Source organism: Streptococcus porcinus, assembly GCF_901542335.1.
Classification (GTDB): Bacteria; Bacillota; Bacilli; order Lactobacillales; family Streptococcaceae; genus Streptococcus; species Streptococcus porcinus_A.
Genome location: NZ_LR594036.1, coordinates 1,878,377 through 1,896,842 on the forward strand (window position 1 = coordinate 1,878,377; position 18,466 = coordinate 1,896,842).

Annotated in this window: 18 protein-coding genes; 8 read left to right on the forward strand and 10 right to left on the reverse strand. The window is 37.5% G+C overall.

Going from position 1 to position 18,466, the window contains the following annotated elements; all coding sequences use genetic code 11:
- Positions 1 to 176: 176 nt before the first annotated feature.
- Positions 177 to 1,616 carry a sucrose-6-phosphate hydrolase gene (locus FGK96_RS09080; RefSeq protein WP_138083249.1) on the forward strand — a complete coding sequence of 480 codons (1,440 nt, stop codon included), beginning with the start codon at positions 177 to 179 and terminating at the stop codon, positions 1,614 to 1,616.
- A 1-nt stretch (position 1,617) separates the two neighbouring features.
- On the forward strand, positions 1,618 to 2,583 hold the full coding sequence (locus FGK96_RS09085) for a LacI family DNA-binding transcriptional regulator (protein ID WP_138083250.1): 966 nt from the start codon (positions 1,618 to 1,620) through the stop codon (positions 2,581 to 2,583).
- 55 nt (positions 2,584 to 2,638) lie between these two features.
- Here FGK96_RS09085 and nusB read toward each other — a convergent pair whose 3' ends face one another.
- The 5 genes from nusB to FGK96_RS09110 form a co-directional block, all read right to left on the reverse strand.
- Positions 2,639 to 3,070: a transcription antitermination factor NusB gene (nusB, locus tag FGK96_RS09090; protein ID WP_138083251.1), complete on the reverse strand. Its 432-nt coding sequence runs from the start codon at positions 3,068 to 3,070 to the stop codon at positions 2,639 to 2,641.
- Positions 3,063 to 3,452 carry an Asp23/Gls24 family envelope stress response protein gene (locus FGK96_RS09095; RefSeq protein ID WP_003084149.1) on the reverse strand — a complete coding sequence of 130 codons (390 nt, stop codon included), beginning with the start codon at positions 3,450 to 3,452 and terminating at the stop codon, positions 3,063 to 3,065. Before FGK96_RS09095 ends, nusB begins: the two co-directional genes overlap by 8 nt.
- A gap of 41 nt (positions 3,453 to 3,493) precedes the next feature.
- Positions 3,494 to 4,051 carry an elongation factor P gene (gene efp, locus FGK96_RS09100; RefSeq protein WP_003084847.1) on the reverse strand — a complete coding sequence of 186 codons (558 nt, stop codon included), beginning with the start codon at positions 4,049 to 4,051 and terminating at the stop codon, positions 3,494 to 3,496.
- Positions 4,052 to 4,195: 144 nt separating this feature from the next.
- Entirely contained in the window at positions 4,196 to 4,648 is a 453-nt protein-coding gene (locus FGK96_RS09105; RefSeq protein ID WP_138083252.1) for a deoxycytidylate deaminase, read from the reverse strand.
- A 33-nt stretch (positions 4,649 to 4,681) separates the two neighbouring features.
- Positions 4,682 to 5,755, reverse strand: coding sequence for a M24 family metallopeptidase (locus FGK96_RS09110; protein WP_138083253.1), 1,074 nt, complete (start codon positions 5,753 to 5,755; stop codon positions 4,682 to 4,684).
- 185 nt (positions 5,756 to 5,940) lie between these two features.
- Between FGK96_RS09110 and FGK96_RS09115 the strand changes: the two genes are divergently transcribed.
- Both FGK96_RS09115 and FGK96_RS09120 read left to right on the forward strand, forming a co-directional pair.
- Positions 5,941 to 6,951, forward strand: coding sequence for an excalibur calcium-binding domain-containing protein (locus FGK96_RS09115; protein WP_138083254.1), 1,011 nt, complete (start codon positions 5,941 to 5,943; stop codon positions 6,949 to 6,951).
- On the forward strand, positions 6,948 to 7,409 hold the full coding sequence (locus FGK96_RS09120; protein WP_138083255.1) for a bacteriocin transporter: 462 nt from the start codon (positions 6,948 to 6,950) through the stop codon (positions 7,407 to 7,409). Before FGK96_RS09115 ends, FGK96_RS09120 begins: the two co-directional genes overlap by 4 nt.
- Positions 7,410 to 7,452: 43 nt before the next feature.
- Here the strand turns inward: FGK96_RS09120 and FGK96_RS09125 are convergent.
- Positions 7,453 to 8,798, reverse strand: a protein-coding gene (locus FGK96_RS09125; RefSeq protein WP_420031108.1) for an IS3 family transposase whose coding sequence is annotated in 2 segments (ribosomal slippage) — positions 7,453 to 8,357 and positions 8,357 to 8,798 — 1,347 coding nt in all. Because the reading frame shifts where the segments join, the coding sequence is not laid out codon by codon here.
- A gap of 70 nt (positions 8,799 to 8,868) precedes the next feature.
- Positions 8,869 to 11,694: an excinuclease ABC subunit UvrA gene (gene uvrA / locus FGK96_RS09130; protein ID WP_138083529.1), complete on the reverse strand. Its 2,826-nt coding sequence runs from the start codon at positions 11,692 to 11,694 to the stop codon at positions 8,869 to 8,871.
- A 220-nt stretch (positions 11,695 to 11,914) separates the two neighbouring features.
- Between uvrA and FGK96_RS09135 the strand changes: the two genes are divergently transcribed.
- The 3 genes from FGK96_RS09135 (at position 11,915) to FGK96_RS09145 (ending at position 15,470) form a co-directional block, all read left to right on the forward strand.
- On the forward strand, positions 11,915 to 12,859 hold the full coding sequence (locus tag FGK96_RS09135) for a magnesium transporter CorA family protein (protein ID WP_138083257.1): 945 nt from the start codon (positions 11,915 to 11,917) through the stop codon (positions 12,857 to 12,859).
- A gap of 109 nt (positions 12,860 to 12,968) precedes the next feature.
- Positions 12,969 to 13,637 (forward strand): DUF1129 domain-containing protein, encoded by a 669-nt coding sequence (locus FGK96_RS09140; RefSeq protein WP_138083258.1) that lies wholly within the window; start codon positions 12,969 to 12,971, stop codon positions 13,635 to 13,637.
- Between the two features lie 342 nt (positions 13,638 to 13,979).
- Positions 13,980 to 15,470 (forward strand): IS1182 family transposase, encoded by a 1,491-nt coding sequence (locus tag FGK96_RS09145; protein WP_138083259.1) that lies wholly within the window; start codon positions 13,980 to 13,982, stop codon positions 15,468 to 15,470.
- Here the strand turns inward: FGK96_RS09145 and rpsR are convergent.
- From rpsR to rpsF, 3 genes are all read right to left on the reverse strand, one after another.
- Entirely contained in the window at positions 15,445 to 15,684 is a 240-nt protein-coding gene (rpsR, locus tag FGK96_RS09150; RefSeq protein WP_002983142.1) for a 30S ribosomal protein S18, read from the reverse strand. The genes FGK96_RS09145 and rpsR overlap by 26 nt on opposite strands.
- Positions 15,685 to 15,826: 142 nt before the next feature.
- Positions 15,827 to 16,318: a single-stranded DNA-binding protein gene (locus FGK96_RS09155; RefSeq protein WP_003083754.1), complete on the reverse strand. Its 492-nt coding sequence runs from the start codon at positions 16,316 to 16,318 to the stop codon at positions 15,827 to 15,829.
- A 23-nt stretch (positions 16,319 to 16,341) separates the two neighbouring features.
- Positions 16,342 to 16,632, reverse strand: coding sequence for a 30S ribosomal protein S6 (rpsF, locus tag FGK96_RS09160; protein ID WP_003084800.1), 291 nt, complete (start codon positions 16,630 to 16,632; stop codon positions 16,342 to 16,344).
- Between the two features lie 625 nt (positions 16,633 to 17,257).
- On the opposite strand from rpsF, the gene mutY reads away from it, so the two are divergent.
- A complete protein-coding gene (mutY, locus tag FGK96_RS09165) occupies positions 17,258 to 18,400 on the forward strand; it encodes an A/G-specific adenine glycosylase (protein ID WP_138083260.1) in 1,143 nt (380 codons plus the stop codon).
- The last annotated feature ends 66 nt before the right edge of the window (positions 18,401 to 18,466 follow it).

Below are 18,466 nucleotides of genomic sequence, written 5' to 3' on the forward strand. Positions count from 1 at the left end.
GCAAACTCTCCTTTTTCCTTTTGATAAATCTGCTTTATCTCTTGATAACCATTTTAGCACCTTCATATTTTATGTCAAGCGTTTGACATAAAATAAAAAAACAATAGTTTAATCATTGATTTTTAAAAGGAAAACGTTTAGTATAGTATCTAAGAATGCAAGAAAGGAGTACCTCTATGGATTTACCAAAGGAGATTCGTTACCGACCTTATCATGAGTGGTCAGAACAAGAATTTCAGATAATAAAAGCTAATGTTTCTAACTCTCCCTGGCGCGTTCATTACCATATAGAGCCTAGAACTGGCTTATTAAATGATCCAAATGGTTTTTCTTACTTTAATGGTCAATATCATCTTTTTTATCAAAATTGGCCTTACGGTCCGGCTCACGGCTTAAAACAATGGGTTCATCTTATTTCCGACGATTTAGTCCATTTTGAAGAAACAGGAATAAAATTACTTCCTGATCACATTAATGATAAAGAAGGCGCCTATTCTGGCTCAGCCTACCCTGCTGGTGATCAATTATTTCTATTCTATACTGGTAACGTACGTGATGCTAATTGGCTACGCGACCCAAGACAAATTGGTGCCTATCTCTCGACTGATGGCCAGCTCGAAAAGTGCTCTCAAGTTCTTATTTCCCAACCCACAGATGTGACAGAGCATTTTCGGGATCCACAAATTTTTGAATACCAAGATCAGCTATATGCTATTATTGGCGCTCAAAGTCATGAAAAGAGGGGTTTTATCAAGCTCTACAAAGCTATCAATAATGATGTGGAAAATTGGGAATTTGTGTCAAATCTAGATATTGGTCGCCAAGCAAGTGAATATATGATTGAGTGTCCCAATTTAGTCTTTGTCGATCAAACACCGGTTCTTATCTACTGTCCTCAGGGTCTTTCTAAAAAAGAGTTAGCCTATGCCAACATCTATCCTAATACCTACCAAATCTTTGAAGCCTTCGACCCAGCAAATGGCTGCTTGATTGGTCAAGCCCCTTTACGGAATCTAGATTTTGGGTTTGATACCTATGCAACCCAGGCTTTCAACACTCCTGATGGCCGCGTCCTCGCTATCTCCTGGATCGGCCTTCCCGATATTGATTACCCAACCGATCATTATGATTATCAAGGAGCACTCAGTCTTGTCAAAGAACTAACTATCCAAGATGGCGTCCTGTATCAAAAACCTGTTCAGGCTCTTTCAGAGTTGAAAATAAATCCTCAAATTCTAGATGAAACAGAACACACCTCAAATTCTTACTTATTAGAAATAACAGTTCCTAAGTGCGACCAAAAAAGGCTGACTCTTTTTGCTGATGCAAAAGGTCAAGGCTTAGCCATCACTATTGACACCCAAGAAGGCTGGATGAGTCTTGACCGAAGCCAATCTAGTAATCGCTTCGCTGAACATTTTGGAACTAAACGCTCTTGCCAAATTCCAAAAGAAGATGTTACACTTAATATCTACGTAGACCAGTCTATAGTTGAAATTTTTATCAATAATGGTCAATTTGTCCTAACAAGTCGCTATTTCCCAGAAGAGAAGGCTTCAGCTATTCTGATGCCAGATGGCAAAGTTAAGGGACTTTACTATGAAATGAGGTATTAGTGTGGTAGCAAAATTAACCGATGTTGCTGAACTAGCTGGGGTTAGCCCAACAACTGTTTCACGTGTTATTAATCAAAAGGGATACTTGTCCCAAAAAACAGTAGATAAGGTTAAAGCTGCTATGCGTGAATTAGGGTATCAACCTAATAATTTTGCTCGTAGTCTACAAGGTAAATCAGCACGACTTGTTGGTTTGATTTTTCCTAATATCAGCAATATTTTTTATTCCGAACTAATCGAATACTTAGAAATCGAACTTTTTAAGACAGGTTATAAAACAATTATTTGTAACAGCCAACATGATCCTCTTAAAGAACGAGAATATTTAGAAATGTTGGCTGCCAATCAAGTTGATGGTATTATTTCATCTAGTCATAACTTAGGTATCGAAGATTATGAACGTGTGGAAGCACCGATTGTGGCTTTCGATCGTAATTTAGCCCCAAATGTCCCCATTATTTCCTCTGACAACTTCCAAGGTGGCCAATTGGCTGCACAAACGTTACAAAGTTATCATTGTCAGACCATCATCATGATAACTGGTAACGATAACTCCGACTCACCGACAGGTTTACGTCAACTTGGTTTCTCTTATCAATTAAAAAAAAGCGCTGAAATTATTAAATTGCCGAACCATCTATCGCCTATACGCCGTGAAATGGAAATCAAATCTATTCTAGCTACCCGTAAGCCCGATGGTATTTTTGCATCAGATGATTTAACAGCAATCCTAATCATGAAAGTAGCCAAACAACTAGGATTGACGGTTCCAAAAGACTTAAAGCTTATTGGTTATGATGGGACAGCATTTGTTGAAAATTATTTCCCCCAACTCACAACCATTAAACAACCTATTCCAGAAATTGCTCAATTAACTGTAGAAATCCTTTTAAAGCGGATTGCCAAAGAAAAAATTGCCAAAGATTATATCTTACCCATAAGCCTTCTACCGGGGAAAAGCATTTAAAAAGACTTAATTCAAGATAAAAAAGCACCTATTCCCGTGGAAATAGGTGCTTTTTTTAATTATCTTTTACAAATTGGCTTAATAAACCATTAATGAACTTGGCCGAGGTTTCATCAGAATATTTTTTAGCAATTTCAATGATTTCATTTAACGCCACGCGGTCTGGAGTTTCGTCAAAATACTTGATTTCGTAAAGACCTAAACGAAGCATCGTTCTGTCGGACAAGGTCAATCGTTCAATTGTCCAACCTTTTTTTAAATTTTCTTTAATAATGGCGTCCAGTTCATCCTTATGATTGTTAACTCCATTAACTAAGGTCAATAGAAAGGCTGGAACATCCAAAGGTTGATCTTGATCCGATACCTTATCATAATCATAGGCAAATTGAGACGACTCTAAAAAGTCACCTCCATGTTCCATATTAAAGAGTGCTTGAAAAGCACGCTCTCGAAGGTCTCTTCTTGAATTTTCAAAACTACTAGTCATCCAAGAAATCCTCTTCAAACAGTGATTTCAAATCAGGTTTCGGCGTTTTCTCTGGTACAATACCTTCCACATGGATATTAACTGCAGCAATAGTAACCTCTGCCATATCATAGACAGCGGCTTTTACAGCCTTTTGAATAGCCACTGAAACAGTTGGTACTTTGACACCATACTGAAGATAAACATAGATATCGGCAGTGACAGAGCCATCGTCCTCAGTACGTAAGTACACTCCTTTACCTAGACTAGCTTTATTAAAACTATCTGACATTTTTTTATTATGAAGTGAATAGACGCCGTCAACTTGTGTTGCAGCAATGCCTGTAATAACTTCAAGAACACGTGGTGAGATAACGATTTCACCAATATTTTCGCTCAACATAGCATTTCCTTTCTTTTCTCAACAAGTTGTTGACAAAATCCTTAAGCACGAGAAACGTAGGTACCTTCGGCTGTGTTAATAATCAATTTTTGTCCAACTTCGATGAAGTCTGGAACATTGACAACCAACCCTGTTTCAAGGGTGGCTGGTTTACCAGAACCTGTTACAGTAGCTCCTTTTATAGAAGGTTGTGTTTCTGTAACAGTTAACTCAACAGTTGTAGGTACCGTAACACCGATAACCTCACTGCCGTAAAATTGAATCTTAACATCAGAATTTTCAAGAATATAAAGCAATTCTTGCTCAACGTTCGCAACTGGAATTTCATATTGATCATAAGTTTCAGTATTCATAAAGTAAGCTGTGTCGTCCATTTTGTACAAGTATTGAGCTGGAACAGTTTCAATAATGGCTTGTTCAAACTTTTCGTCTGGACGATAAGTTGTATCAAAAGTAGAACCTGTACGAACATCGCGTAACTTCATACGCATGATGGTATTTCCTTTACCTGGTTTGTGGTGACTTGCTTCAAGAACGCGAATTAATTTGCCTTCTGACTCAAAAGTCATACCTGCTCTAAGCTTACTTGCTTCAATCATTTATTATTACCTCTTATTACTAAAATATTTATCATCTCATTCTATCACAAAAGGACCTTTTGCTCAAATCTTTTCTGCCTGGGGAAAGGCGCAAAACTCCTAGCTTCACTTTTAACTAACTTTACTAGTAAAGACGAATCTAGTTTAAATGCCACCTAATGTTAGTTCTGGCACATCATGTTGCACATAGGCAACTCCTTTTTTCTCCATCAACTCAATAGCAAAAGGGTGTGGCCGATAGTGGGCTTTATAGGTAATTTTCTTTATCCCTGCTTGTAAAAGGGCCTTAGTACAATTGATACAGGGAAAATGTGTCACGTAAAGTTCCGTTCCATCGGTTGAGATTCCTTCCTTAGCACACTGTATCAGAGCGTTCATCTCAGCATGAACTGTCCTGATGCAATGTCCATCTTCCATATAGTGACCCGCTTCGTTACAATTGTCTGTCGCGGAAACGCCACCATTATAACCAGTTGCAATAATGCGATTATCCTTCACCAAAACAGCTCCTACAAAAGCACGATCACAAGTTGACCGCTTGGAGATAAGCTCTGCATTGGCCATAAAATAATCTTGCCATGATAAACGATTTGTCATTGCCTCTTACCTAACACTTTCTAGATTATTTGCTCACAATACAATTAATTCCTTAGGCGCCAAAGTTAAAACCTGACATCCCGTCTCTGTAATAACTAAGTCATCCTCTATTCGCACGCCATACTTATCATCTAAATAAATACCTGGTTCATCTGTTACTACCATACCGATTTGAAGTTTTTGCTGGGACTTTCCAAAAAATGGATTCTCGTGGATATCAAGTCCGATGCCATGACCAATACCATGTGTAAAGTTACTACCGTAGCCAGCTGAAGCAATAATATCTCGTGGCACCTTATCAAAATCGGTAAAGGTCATACCCGCACAAGCTTTTTCTATCAAGGCCTCATTAGCCGCAAGTACAATCCCATAAATCTCGCGCTCTTGATCAGTCACCTGTCCAATATGAATAGTTCTAGTCATATCACTAACATAGTGGTTATAGTAACAACCAAAATCCATTGTTAAACTCTCTCCAGACTTAATAACCTTATCGCTAGCACGTCCGTGAGGCATAGCAGAGCGGAAACCTGAGGCTGCAATGGTATCAAATGATGTTCCACTAGCACCATACTGACGCATCTGAAAATCTAAAAAATTAGCTAGTTCTTGTTCAGTAGTTATTCCAGGTTTAATAAAATCAAGAGCATCCATAAAGGCCTTATCCGAAATAGAACAAGCTTTAGCAATTGTCTTAATTTCAAAATCATCCTTAATCAAACGTAGTTCCTCCACAAAACCTGCTTGCGCAAGCAAAGTAACTCCTGAGAAAGCCGTCTGCATTGCTTGATAAAAGGAAAAGCTAATTTGATCCTCAAATGCAATGGTGTCCACTCGATCTGTCTCTAACAACTCTGCAATAACTTTTAATGGTGTCCGACTTTCAATAATATCAAAACCTTCTATACTAGCTTTAGCCATTAATGTATAGCGAGAATCGGTGATAAAGATACGACGCTTACTTGTGATTAAAATAGTTGCTGCACTTCCTGAAAAACCTGTTAAATAATAACAATTTGTTAAATTAGTGACGAGAATAGCATCCAGCCCCTTCTCTTTTAGCAGTTCTTGACATTTCTTTAAACGTTTTTCCATAATTTCATCCATACTTAAATCAATCTCCTTCTACTGACTTTTGAGAATATTGTAGCATGAAATACCACTTAATGGCTAGAAACCATGGTAAAAGAGCCAGTAACTTCAAATAAATGGAACATTCTCATTTAATAAAACGTTTACAAAAAGATTAAAAAAGTGTAAAATTTAAATAAAAATAAGAAATTGGTAAACTAATGAAAAATAAAGGTCGCTTATCTGCTATTCTATACGTGATTCTAGGAATTATTATTTTTAGTATTATTTTAATAGTGATGCCTCTGATTTTAATAGCAGGAATTACAAGTCTATGGTTCTATACTAAGAAGAAACCCGATAGCAAAAGAAGAAACTATGCTATCGGTGCGATAGTCGTAGGTTTAATCGGAACCTCTATTTTAGGTTTTAGTATTACACATGCTTCTAATTCACTAAAAAACACCGAGCAAGTAGCGCCTAACGCTGTCATTAGCTCCACAACTAAAGAGACAAATCCTCAAACTAAATATAGTTCTTCCCAAAGTCAGAACAAAAATCTTAGAAAAGCTAATCTAGCTATTAGTCAGTTAGAAAAAGATACCAATCCTATAAACCTAGAAAAAGCTAGAGTAGCTATTAAGCAAATCAAAAACGATAAAGATAGACAACTATTACAAAAGCGCTTCATACATCTTGAGCAAGATATGTATACAGAAGAAGCCAAAAAGATAACCGAAGAATTAGAATTAACAAAAACTAAATCCTTAATTGAAAGCGCTAGACAAAAGGTAACTCTCATCACTGACGCTAGCCAAAGGAAAGCTTTTACAGATCGCATTGATTTAGTTAATAAGGCTATTGAGGAAGAAATGCAAGAGGCCACAATAAACAATGCTGAAAGTGCTGTGAAGCAACTTGAAGCAAGTCAAATCCGTGATCATATCGCCAATGCTCAAAATAAAGTTAACCTAGTTACAAATAGTGAACGGAGAACAAGCTTAACTAATCGTATAAACACGGTTATTTCAACCATTGACTTGCGCGAAGTTCAGGAACGTGAAACGCAATCAACAACAGCCCAGCAGTTTGCCCAAGCTCCTTCAACTAGCAATACCTACTATGCTAACTGCACAGCTATGCGGAATGCTAATGCAGCCCCTATCCAACAAGGTCAGCCTGGCTACAGCGCACATTTAGATCGTGATCATGACGGATGGGCGTGTGAATGAGTAAGAAATTAGCAGTCTTATTACCATTGTCTTTCTTGTTACTATGTAGCAAGGCTACTAAAGCTGAAGCACCACAGAATTTAGCCCTCAATGAAGCCCAAGCAATTTTAGCTTATAAGCAAAACAGTCACTATTTCAAACAAACTTCTATTGCCAAACTTCAAATGATGATGGTAAAAGGAGACCAATTTTACCTCTATACTGGGCGTGCAACTTGTCCCCACTGTAGAGTTTTCAGTTCTAAACTTCTACAAGTAGCTCAACATTACAAGGTACCCATTTATTATTTAGACTCTGAAAATACCAGCCTTGATTTAATACCAAGGCATTTTAGAACACACTATGGGATAATGACGGTCCCCAATCTCTCATTTTTCCAATCCAACCAACTCATAAAAAGCTTAGATATGCCTAGCCAAGCCCATAAAGAAGATATCAAGCACTTCCTACTACAATAAAAAAACCGGTTTGTACTGACCCCCAAAAGTTAGACATTATATTTTAAGCAAAGGATTTAGTTCTGTATTGTACGGGACTAAGTCCTTTTAGTTTTACTTTGATCCGTTTATTGTTGTAATAATCAATATATTTTTTAATAGCTTTTTCTAAATCTCCCAGAGATTTATAGTAGCTCTCATAGCCATAGAACATTTCTGACTTTAATATGCCAAAGAAGGATTCCATTATCCCATTGTCAGGGCTGTTTCCTTTACGTGACATAGATGGACGGATACCTTTAGAGTTTAAAAAGTGATGATAATAGTTGTGCTGATACTGCCAGCCTTGATCACTATGTAAAATAGTTCCGTTATAGTATTTATCTGGAAATGTCTTTTCTAGCATCGTTTTAATTTGGTTTAAGTTAGGAGAACGTGAAATGGTATAGTTTATTATCTCGCTATTATAACCATCAAGAACTGGTGATAAATAGAGTTTTCCCTCAGGTAAAGCAAATTCAGTCACATCGGTGTAACACTTCTCAAAAGGTTTAGAGGCTTCAAAATGGCGTTGAATAAGGTTATCTGCTTTCTTTCCAACCTCACCCTTATAAGATGAATAGCGTCTTTTGCGACGTATTCTCGCTGCCAAACCTAGTTCTTTCATCAAGCGCTGAACTCTTTTGTGGTTGATGATAAAACCTCTGTTACGCAGTTCCAAAGTGATTCGACGATAGCCATAGTTACCTTTATGTTTCTGATAGACTTCTTGAATTTGGTCTTTAATGGACTTGTCTAAATCATCTTGTTCTAGTTGCTTAAGATGATAGTAATAGGTTGAACGAGCTAATTGAGCTGCTCTTAGAAGTAAACCTAATCTAAATCCTCCATCAACCATTTCTTTAATGATTTCTGTCGTTCTTTCTCGATAGCTTCGTCCCGTTCTTCTAACTCTTTTAACTTTTTTAGGAAGGCGTTCTCCGTTCTGAGATATTCGTTCTCTTCCTGAAGGCGCTCTAATTCAGTCATTTCTTCCCAAGTTTTCTTTGGTTTACGTCCCATTTTTGCTGGTCTCCCTTTTGTTGTCTCAACAATAGTATAACCATTTTTCTTGTATTGCGCTATCCAATTGGCAAGAGTTCCTGGATTTGGGAAGGCGTAATCTAGAGAAACTGACATTAAGGATTGCCCATCTTTCAAGACTTTATTAATCATTTCTTGCTTCATTTCAGGTGAATAAGCTTGGTACTTTTGCTTCTTAACGATCTCAACTCCATAACGATCCATCAGTCGAATGGTATATTTTAAGTTGCAGCGGGTTACTCCAAATTGAATCTCTAATTGAGTCCAGGAAACACCTGACTTCTTTAAACGATAAATTTCTAATTTATCTTCATAACTTAATTTCATACAAAAACACCCCAAATGTTAGATTTTTTGTCCAACTTTTGGGGTGCAGTACAGTTTTCCACCGGTTTTTTTATTGTAATTTTGTTTTTAAATAATGTCCTGTATAACTTTCCTTGACCTTTGCTACTTCTTCTGGTGTACCAATGGCAATAACTTGACCACCGCCAACACCACCTTCAGGGCCTAAATCAATGATATAATCTGCTGACTTAATAACATCCAAGTTATGCTCAATAACTAAAACAGTATTACCATCATCTACAAACCGTTCCAGCACTGTTAGCAGTCTTGCAATATCATCAGTGTGCAAGCCTGTAGTTGGCTCATCTAAGATATAAAGACTCTTACCTGTTGAACGCTTATGAAGCTCGCTAGCTAATTTCATCCGCTGAGCTTCCCCTCCTGACAGTGTCGTAGCAGGTTGCCCCAAGGTCACATAACCTAGTCCAACATCTTTAATAGTTTGGATCTTACGGGCAATTTTAGGAATTGCTGCAAAAAATTCTAAAGCATCATCTACGGTCATATCTAAAATTTCAGCAATATTTTTATCTTTATAATGAACTTCTAAGGTTTCTGAGTTATAACGACGTCCATGACACACTTCACATGGAACGTAAACATCAGGTAGAAAATGCATTTCAATTTTAATAATACCATCTCCTGAGCATGCTTCGCAACGACCGCCTTTAACATTGAATGAGAAGCGACCTTTCTTATAACCACGAATTTTAGCTTCATTGGTTTGAGCAAAAAGATCACGAATGTCATCAAAAACACCTGTATAAGTTGCTGGATTTGAGCGGGGTGTCCTTCCAATTGGGCTTTGATCAATATCAATCAAACGATCAATATACTCAATTCCTTCAAAAGATTTATGTTTGCCAGGTTTCTCAGAATTTCTATTAAGGTGTTGAGCGACTACTTTTTTCAAAATACTATTAATCAATGTTGATTTTCCAGAGCCAGATACACCTGTTACGGCAATAAATTTCCCTAGGGGAAAACGAACATCTATATTCTGTAAATTATTCTCACTCGCTCCTTTAATCTCTAAGAATCGACCATTTCCTCGGCGTCGTTCTAGGGGTACAGGAATTGCTTTTTTACCAGATAAATATTGTCCCGTAATCGATTTTTTATTCTTAGCAACTTGGTTTGGCGTTCCTGAGGCAATAATTTGGCCGCCAAATTCACCTGCTCCAGGACCCACGTCAATCAACCAGTCTGCCTGCATCATAGTATCTTCATCATGCTCTACAACAATCAATGTATTGCCCAAATCACGCATCTTTTTCAAACTATCAATTAGGCGGTCATTATCACGCTGATGTAGACCAATTGAAGGTTCATCAAGGATATAAAGGACGCCTGATAAATTAGAGCCAATTTGTGTTGCCAGGCGAATTCGTTGACTTTCACCTCCCGACAAGGTACCCGAAGCACGAGAAAGAGTTAGATAGTTTAAACCGACATTATTTAAAAAGGTTAAACGATCATGAATCTCTTTAAGTATCGGCTTAGCAATTGTACTCTCATTTTCAGAAAGAATTAGCTCTTCCAATAGTTTCAAATGATCAGCAATAGATAGTTCTGAAATTTGACCAATGTTCGGTCCATCTTGACCACCAACCCGAACACATAAAGCCTGATCATTTAGACGATAACCATGACAAGTTGTGCAGGTTAAAGCGTTCATATAAGCCCGCATTACATTTCGAGTATATTCACTATTTGTTTCATGGTACCGACGATTAATATTCGCTACGACACCTTCAAAAGGAATGTCAATGTTGCGCTCTCCACCAAAATCATTAACATAATGAAAATGAAATTCACGCTCACCCGAACCATACAAAATTAAATCCTTATCTGCTTCAGATAAATCTTGATAAGGTTTATCCATATCAATTCCAAAGGTAGCCATGGCTTGCTCAAGCATCGTTGGGTAATAATTAGATGAAATAGGATTCCAAGGAGCAAGCGCCCCCTCACGTAGTGTTTTACTCGAATCTGGAATAACTAAGTCTAAATCTACTTCTAATTTAATCCCCAGTCCATCACAAGTTGGGCAAGAGCCAAATGGTGCATTGAAAGAGAAAAGACGAGGCTCTAATTCTGGTACTGTAAAACCACAAATCGGACAAGAATAGTGTTCTGAAAATTGGAGTTCATGACCATCCATAGTGTCAATAATCAGATAGCCATCTCCCAGTCGTAAGGCAGCTTCGATAGAATCAAACAAGCGACTACGAATACCTTCTTTGTTGACTAACCGGTCAATAACAACTTCTATATCATGCATTTTGCTTTTAGATAATTCAGGAACTTCTGAAATATCGTAAATGTCGCCATCAACTCGAACCCGAACATATCCGTCTTTTTGAATTTTTTCAAAAACTGTTTTATGTTGCCCCTTCTTACGACGAATAATTGGAGACAAGATTTGCATCCTTGTCCGTTCTGGTAAACCCAAAACTTGTTCCACGATTTGCTCAACAGATGAAGCAGTTATCGCACCATGCCCATTGATGCAGTAGGGCGTTCCTACCCGGGCATACAAAAGTCGCAAGTAGTCGTTAATTTCCGTAACAGTACCAACTGTCGAACGTGGATTTTTGCTAGTTGTTTTTTGATCAATAGAAATTGCTGGACTAAGACCGTCAATAGAGTCGACATCAGGTTTTTCCATATTACCTAAAAATTGTCGAGCGTAGGCTGATAAGCTCTCTACGTAGCGACGTTGTCCCTCAGCATAAATAGTGTCAAAAGCTAAACTAGACTTTCCTGATCCAGATAGTCCTGTGACAACAACAAGTTTGTCCCTGGGAATCTCTACGTCTATGTTTTTTAAATTGTGAGCTCGCGCTCCATGAATAATTAACTTATCTTGCATATGGTTCTTAACCAATCTTCTTTCTGATAACAATTTTCTATATTATAACAAAATTTTCTAATATTCAGTTGTCCCAAACTTGATCATTTATAGTATAATAGGTAAGTATTTAATTATAATTAGGGGTATTATGTGTTACCATTTATTTTCATAGGTTTTCAAGTGTTTTTCACATCATCTTCCTAAGCTAATAGACTATCATTAAAAAGGAGGGCTTGTCATGAAACAAATGTTTCTTTCATCAGCAATTGAATTCAAAGAAATTGAAACATTCGAGCCAGGGGCTTGGATTAAACTGGTGAACCCCTCCCAGGAAGAGTCTATTGAGGTTGCTAATCAATTTAACATTGATATTGAAGACTTAAGAGCCCCCTTGGATATTGAAGAAACATCTCGTATCGCTGTTGAAGATGACTATACTTTAATTATCGTTGACGTCCCAACGTACGAAGAACGCAATAGCAAGAGTTATTATGTTACCGTCCCACTGGGAATAATTGTTACTGAGCAAGCGGTGATTACAACTTGTCTTCAGGAGTTAACTTTATTTGACCATTTTCATAACAAGCGGGTGAAAAATTTCTATACCTTTATGAAAACGCGTTTCGTTTTTCAAATTTTATACCGCAATGCTGAGCTATTTCTTACCGCACTCCGTACAATTGATCGTCAAAGTGATCGCTTAGAAGCACAGCTTGAGAAGGCAACTCGTAACGAAGAGCTTGTTGATATGATGGAACTTGAAAAATCCATCGTCTACCTGAAAGCCTCTTTGAAATTCAATGAGCGCATTGTTAAAAAACTATCCAGTTCTACTTCTTCTTTAAAAAAATACATTGAAGATGAAGATTTACTGGAGGATACACTGATTGAAACACAGCAGGCCATTGAAATGGCTGGGATTTATGAAAATGTCTTAAATGCTATGACCGAGACAACAGCTTCTATCATCAATAACAATCAGAACACTATCATGAAGACCTTGGCCTTAATGACTATGACTTTAGATATTCCAACTGTGATTTTCTCAGCTTATGGTATGAACTTCCAAAATAATTGGATGCCCTTTAATGACTTAGAACACGGTTTCTTTCTCATTGTTCTGATTGCTGTTTTAGGATCATCTGGCGTTATCATCTACTTCTTAAGGAAAAAATGGTTTTAAGCAAGTAATTACTAAGATAACTAAAGTAACTCTGCTAGTTTTATCATCTAAAACGTTATAAGTAAACCCCTTTTCACAATATTATTTTAGACTACTCTAAGGAGACCCCATGGATTTTCAACAGCTAACCAAAAAAAATCAAGAATTTATTCATATTGCTACTAATCGTTTGATTCAAGATGGCAAATCTGATCAAGAAATTAAAGATATTTTAGAGGAAACAGTTCCTACAATCCTCGAAAGACAAAGGCAAGGAATACCAGCTCGCACCTTCTTAGGCGCTCCCACTGCTTGGGCAGCTTCCTTTACTGAAAAAACAGGTGAAAAAGGTCGCAGAAAAATTGAAGAAGAAACAAAAAATACTAATCCTTGGTTAATGTGGTTAGACACTTCATTAATCTTTATTGGAATTGTAGCCCTTTTAAACGGAATGATGACATTCTTTAACCCAGCCACTAAGGCTAATGGAACGGGGCTACTTTCCTTACTAGCCTTAGGTTTTGGTGGAGGAGCTTCTATGTATGCCACCTACTATTTTGTTTACCGTCATATGAACAAACCAAAAAGCCAACGACCAGGATGGGTTAAAATTATCGGAGCACTTGGATTAGCAATGTTAATTTGGGTAAGTCTTTATACTGCAACTGCCTACCTACCACAATCACTTAACCCTCAGTTGCCACCTATTGTTTTAGTCGCTTTAGGAGCCCTTGCAATCGCCCTTCGCTACTACCTCAAAAGAAAATACAATGTCCAAAATGCTATGTCAGCACGCTAACTCGAAAAATATAGTTCACTTGTTCTGCTGAAGACAGATAGGCTCTAAAACCTGTTTGTCTTTTCTTTTACCCTAGATTTAAAAGGACGATAACCTTCGATAATTTCCTTTTTACCTAGTATAAGTGGCAAAGGGAGCTCAAACCTTATCATAATTTTCTTCCTATTTTAAGCACTTCAGAAAGTTCTCTGGTTTAATTTGTTCTTCAATTTTGAAGGACACGAAAAAAGACCCATTGGGTCTTTTCAGATTGAAGACAAAGTCGTTAGAAATTGATTTTTCTAGGGCTTTTCTTTTTGCTAAGAGTTATAATAAAGATAAGAAGTTCTAGGAGGTCTCAGTATGTTCCACAAAGAAAATCCTAACTACAATCGCAATCAAGTTGGTTTCTATAGTTTAGATGACTTGGTTCCTAAAGACCATCTCTTGCGTCAAATTGATGAAGCGATAGATTTTTCATTTATTTATGACTTAGTGAAGGACAGTTATTGTGCGGATAACGGTCGTCCTAGTTTGGACCCTGTCATGTTAGTGAAAATTCCCATGATTCAATGTCTCTTTGGCATTCGTTCCATGCGTCAAACCATCAAGGAAATTGAGGTTAATGTGGCTTACCGCTGGTTTCTTGGGTTGACTTTAGAAGATAAGGTGCCTCATTTCACAACATACGGAAAGAACTACAGTCGTCGTTTCCAAGATAAACAAGTCATTGAAGCTATCTTTTCTCATATTTTAGGGCTCTGCCTGAATGCCGGGTTAATTGACCCTACTGAAATCTTTGTGGACGGTACCCATATTAAAGCAGCTGCTAACAATCACAAATATATCAATCAGGAAGTAGAGGCGCAAGCTAAATTCATGAGTGCCCAATTAGAGCGAGAAATTGCCAAAGATAGGGAAAAACACGGAAAAAAGTTGTTAGGGCTCGCCAGAGAAAAAGAGCCCACAAGTAAGAAAATTTCTACAACCGACTCTGATAGCGGTTGGTTTCATAAGGGAGAACACAAACAAGTTTTTGCTTATAATGCTCAAGTCGCTTGTGATAAATATGGTTGGGCACTAGGATATAGTATTCACGCTGGGAATGTTCATGATAGTCAGGCTTTCCCAGAACTGTTTGACCAAATTAAAGCATTACAACCAAGCTATCTTATCGCAGACTCTGGTTATAAAACACCCAGCATTGCCCACTATTTACTATCTCTAGGTATCACACCCGTTTTTCCATATACTAGACCACGTGGCAAAAAAGGAATGCTTAGCCCTAAAGAGTTTGTCTATGATGAGTATTATGATGTCTACCTCTGTCCAGAGAACCACTCCTTATGTTATTCAACCACTACTCGAGATGGCTATAGTGAGTACAAAAGTGATCCAGCTATCTGTCAGACCTGTCCGCTATTATCAGTCTGTACCCAATCGAAAACCCATCAAAAAGTTATCACTCGTCATCTATGGAAAGAAGATTTAGAAGTCTGTGAAGACATCCGACACCAAAAAGGGATGAAAGAATGTTATCAACAGCGCAAAGAAACGATAGAACGCTTATTTGGAACAGCTAAAGAATATCACAATTTGCGCTACACGAGATTAAAAGGAAAGTCCAAAATGGAGGCAACCGTTGGACTGACTTTAGCGTGCTTGAATATGAAAAAATATAGTAAGATAATGGCGAGAATATCCTTTTTAATTGGCTTGAAAGTTGCCAAAGTTAGCCCAATAATCATAATGAAAGTAAAAGAAAAGACAAACTGGAGGTTCAGACCAGTTTGTCTTCAATCTGAAAAGACCCATTGGGTCTTTTTTTTTAATCTTCGTTTACGTAAGGCATAAGTGCCATAACACGAGCACGTTTGATTGCTGTGGTTACTTTACGTTGGTTTTTAGCTGAAGTTCCTGTTACACGACGAGGAAGAATTTTCCCACGTTCTGACACGAAACGGCTAAGAAGTTCAGTATCTTTGTAATCAACATATTCAATTTTGTTAGCTGCGATGAAGTCAACTTTTTTACGGCGTTTGAATCCGCCACGACGTTGTTGAGCCATGTTTTTTCTCCTTTATAAATTCTAATGTTTAGGGCAATTATGATTTAGAAGTCTCTATAGAAAAAGGCTTTCCTTAGTTACTGTCTACTATCAGTAATCAACCCGAACTCGAATAATTTCTTATTCGTACAAACCCATTCTTTTAGAATGGCAGATCGTCATCTGAAATTTCCATTGGATTTGAATTACCAAATGGACTTTCATCTCGACCAAAGTTAGGTGTTTGTTGAGAAGGAGCCGAATAATTACTATTAGTTGATGCGTTATTAAAACCACCACTATTATAAGAATTAGATGAGCCACCTTCACGTGTAGCACGGCTTTCCAACATTTGGAAATTATCCGCAACCACTTCCGTTACGTAAACACGTTGCCCCTGTTGATTTTCATAATTACGAGTCTGAATACGACCAGTAATTCCAATTAAAGCACCTTTTTTTGCCCAATTTGCTAAATTTTCAGCAGGTTGGCGCCAAATAACACAGTTAATGAAATCTGCTTCACGCTCCCCGTTTTGGCTCTTGAAAGTGCGATTGACAGCAAGGGTAAAAGTAGCTACTGCTACTTGGTTTGGGGTATAACGGAGCTCTGCATCTTTGGTCATGCGACCAACTAGTACTACATTATTAATCATAAACTACCTTCTTACTGCTTGTCTTAAGCGTCAAGTTTAACGATCATGTGACGAAGAATGTCACCGTTGATTTTTGAAAGACGATCAAACTCATTAAGAGCTGTTGCTTCTTCAGATTCAACGTTAACGATATGGTAAAGTCCTTCACGGAAATCATTGATTTCGTATGCAAGACGACGTTTTTCCCAATCTTTTGATTCAACGATTGTAGCACCGTTGTCAGTTAAGATAGAGTCAAAGCGTGATACCAAAGCGTTTTTCGCTTCTTCTTCAATGTTTGGACGAATGATATAAAGAATTTCGTATTTAGCCATTGATATTTTCCTCCTTTTGGTCTAGTGACCTACATCTTATGATGCAGGTAAGTGAGGGATGCTCACAGATTACTATTATACAGGAGACTGGACTCAAAATCAAGGAAAATTTGTTTTTTATTATCGCTTACTAGTAATCTCTCTTCTACAATTTATGTCATAAGGAGTTACGTTTTTCATCCTTTTCGATGCTCCATAAACTTCACATTGGATTGCAGCCTTAATCTAGTTCATACCACCAGTTGTCTCCACTTTTGTATCTTGTATAAGCTTTTTCTAATTCTCAACATCATATCCCTAAAAGACAACAACTACTACTGGGCTATTTTTATAATCGGTCAACAGTTAAACGATTCCTAATAAATATCAAATATAGCATCTAATGAATATCTTCTGGAATATACTTTAAAGCCATATTGTATGTCTAATATAATAAGCAGAATAAACTTACTTTCAATAGTATCTCTCTTGATGCTATTACCTGCATACTATTTCCTTAAAAGAATCAAAATGTACACTATTGCTGAAATAACAATCCTATTTATAGCACCCACAAATAAAATAGAAGAAAAGGATAAAGAACATCTTTTCCTTATTTTTTAATAGCCTATGTTACAATAACAACATGATGGATTTAAAAGATTATGGTATTGATATGTGGCCAGAAGATAAAATCACTGATTTTCGTCGTACTTTATTAAACTGGTATGACCAAGAAAAAAGGGATTTACCTTGGCGCCGAACCCAAAACCCTTATCACATCTGGGTTTCAGAAATTATGTTACAGCAGACTCAAGTTCAGACAGTTATCCCTTACTATCACCGTTTTTTGGACTGGTTCCCAACTGTTGCTGAATTGGCAGTGGCTAGCGAAGAGCGTCTGCTCAAAGCTTGGGAAGGATTAGGCTATTACTCCCGCGTACGAAATATGCAGAAGGCTGCGCAACAAATCATGACTTCCTTTGAAGGCAATTTCCCTTCAACTTATCACGAAATAACCCAATTAAAAGGAATCGGCCCTTACACTGCCGGAGCTATCGCCAGTATTGCCTTTAACTTACCACAACCAGCTGTTGATGGTAATGTGATGCGGGTCATGGCCCGCCTTTTTGAAGTAGATTATGACATTGGAGATCCCAAGAACCGCAAGATTTTCCAAGCTTTGATGGAAAAATTAATTGATCCCAAACGTCCTGGAGACTTCAACCAAGCTCTTATGGATCTGGGCACCGATATCGAATCTGCTAAAAACCCTAGACCAGATGAGTCCCCTATCCGCTTTTTTTGCGCAGCTTATCTTCATGGAACCTATGATAAATATCCGATTAAAAAACCTAAGAAAAAACCACGTCCTATTGAAATCCAAGCATTTATTATTCAAGATGAAGCTGGACGGTTTTTAATTGAAAAAAATAATCAAGGACGACTTTTAGGAGGCTTTTGGTCATTTCCAATTTTGGAGACCAATTTTATTGGCCAACAGCTTGACCTTTTTTCAGAACAACAGACAATTTTAAAACGCTGTTCACAAACAGCTACTTTCGAAGAGAGTTACGGATTAGCTATTACTTGGTCTACGCAAAGCTTTCCTTTAGTCAAACACACCTTTAGCCATCAAAAATGGACTATCTCCTTAACTGAAGGGAAAGTTATAAAAACATCCCCTATTCACGAGCGCACAGTTGCTTGGGTCACCTTAGATGAAATGGCTAGCTACCCGATGGCTACGCCACAAAAGAAAATACTAGAAACTTACCTCAACACTTAAGTCCCTGCTCTTTTCCTTTTTAACATTTATAACAGAACTAAAAAACTTCCCATTAATAGGGAAGTT

Excerpts from the sequence above, each read along its gene's own strand:
- FGK96_RS09105 (WP_138083252.1), bottom strand. The coding sequence starts at position 4,648 with ATGACAAATCGTTTATCATGGCAAGATTATTTTATGGCCAATGCAGAG.
- rpsR (WP_002983142.1), bottom strand. The coding sequence starts at position 15,684 with ATGGCTCAACAACGTCGTGGCGGATTCAAACGCCGTAAAAAAGTTGAC.
- FGK96_RS09140 (WP_138083258.1), top strand. The coding sequence starts at position 12,969 with ATGGATTTTCAACAGCTAACCAAAAAAAATCAAGAATTTATTCATATT.
- FGK96_RS09095 (WP_003084149.1), bottom strand. The coding sequence starts at position 3,452 with ATGTTGAGCGAAAATATTGGTGAAATCGTTATCTCACCACGTGTTCTT.
- mutY (WP_138083260.1), top strand. The coding sequence starts at position 17,258 with ATGATGGATTTAAAAGATTATGGTATTGATATGTGGCCAGAAGATAAA.
- uvrA (WP_138083529.1), bottom strand. The coding sequence starts at position 11,694 with ATGCAAGATAAGTTAATTATTCATGGAGCGCGAGCTCACAATTTAAAA.
- FGK96_RS09110 (WP_138083253.1), bottom strand. The coding sequence starts at position 5,755 with ATGGATGAAATTATGGAAAAACGTTTAAAGAAATGTCAAGAACTGCTA.
- FGK96_RS09135 (WP_138083257.1), top strand. The coding sequence starts at position 11,915 with ATGAAACAAATGTTTCTTTCATCAGCAATTGAATTCAAAGAAATTGAA.
- rpsF (WP_003084800.1), bottom strand. The coding sequence starts at position 16,632 with ATGGCTAAATACGAAATTCTTTATATCATTCGTCCAAACATTGAAGAA.
- FGK96_RS09080 (WP_138083249.1), top strand. The coding sequence starts at position 177 with ATGGATTTACCAAAGGAGATTCGTTACCGACCTTATCATGAGTGGTCA.
- FGK96_RS09120 (WP_138083255.1), top strand. The coding sequence starts at position 6,948 with ATGAGTAAGAAATTAGCAGTCTTATTACCATTGTCTTTCTTGTTACTA.
- FGK96_RS09155 (WP_003083754.1), bottom strand. The coding sequence starts at position 16,318 with ATGATTAATAATGTAGTACTAGTTGGTCGCATGACCAAAGATGCAGAG.
- FGK96_RS09145 (WP_138083259.1), top strand. The coding sequence starts at position 13,980 with ATGTTCCACAAAGAAAATCCTAACTACAATCGCAATCAAGTTGGTTTC.
- efp (WP_003084847.1), bottom strand. The coding sequence starts at position 4,051 with ATGATTGAAGCAAGTAAGCTTAGAGCAGGTATGACTTTTGAGTCAGAA.
- FGK96_RS09115 (WP_138083254.1), top strand. The coding sequence starts at position 5,941 with ATGAAAAATAAAGGTCGCTTATCTGCTATTCTATACGTGATTCTAGGA.
- nusB (WP_138083251.1), bottom strand. The coding sequence starts at position 3,070 with ATGACTAGTAGTTTTGAAAATTCAAGAAGAGACCTTCGAGAGCGTGCT.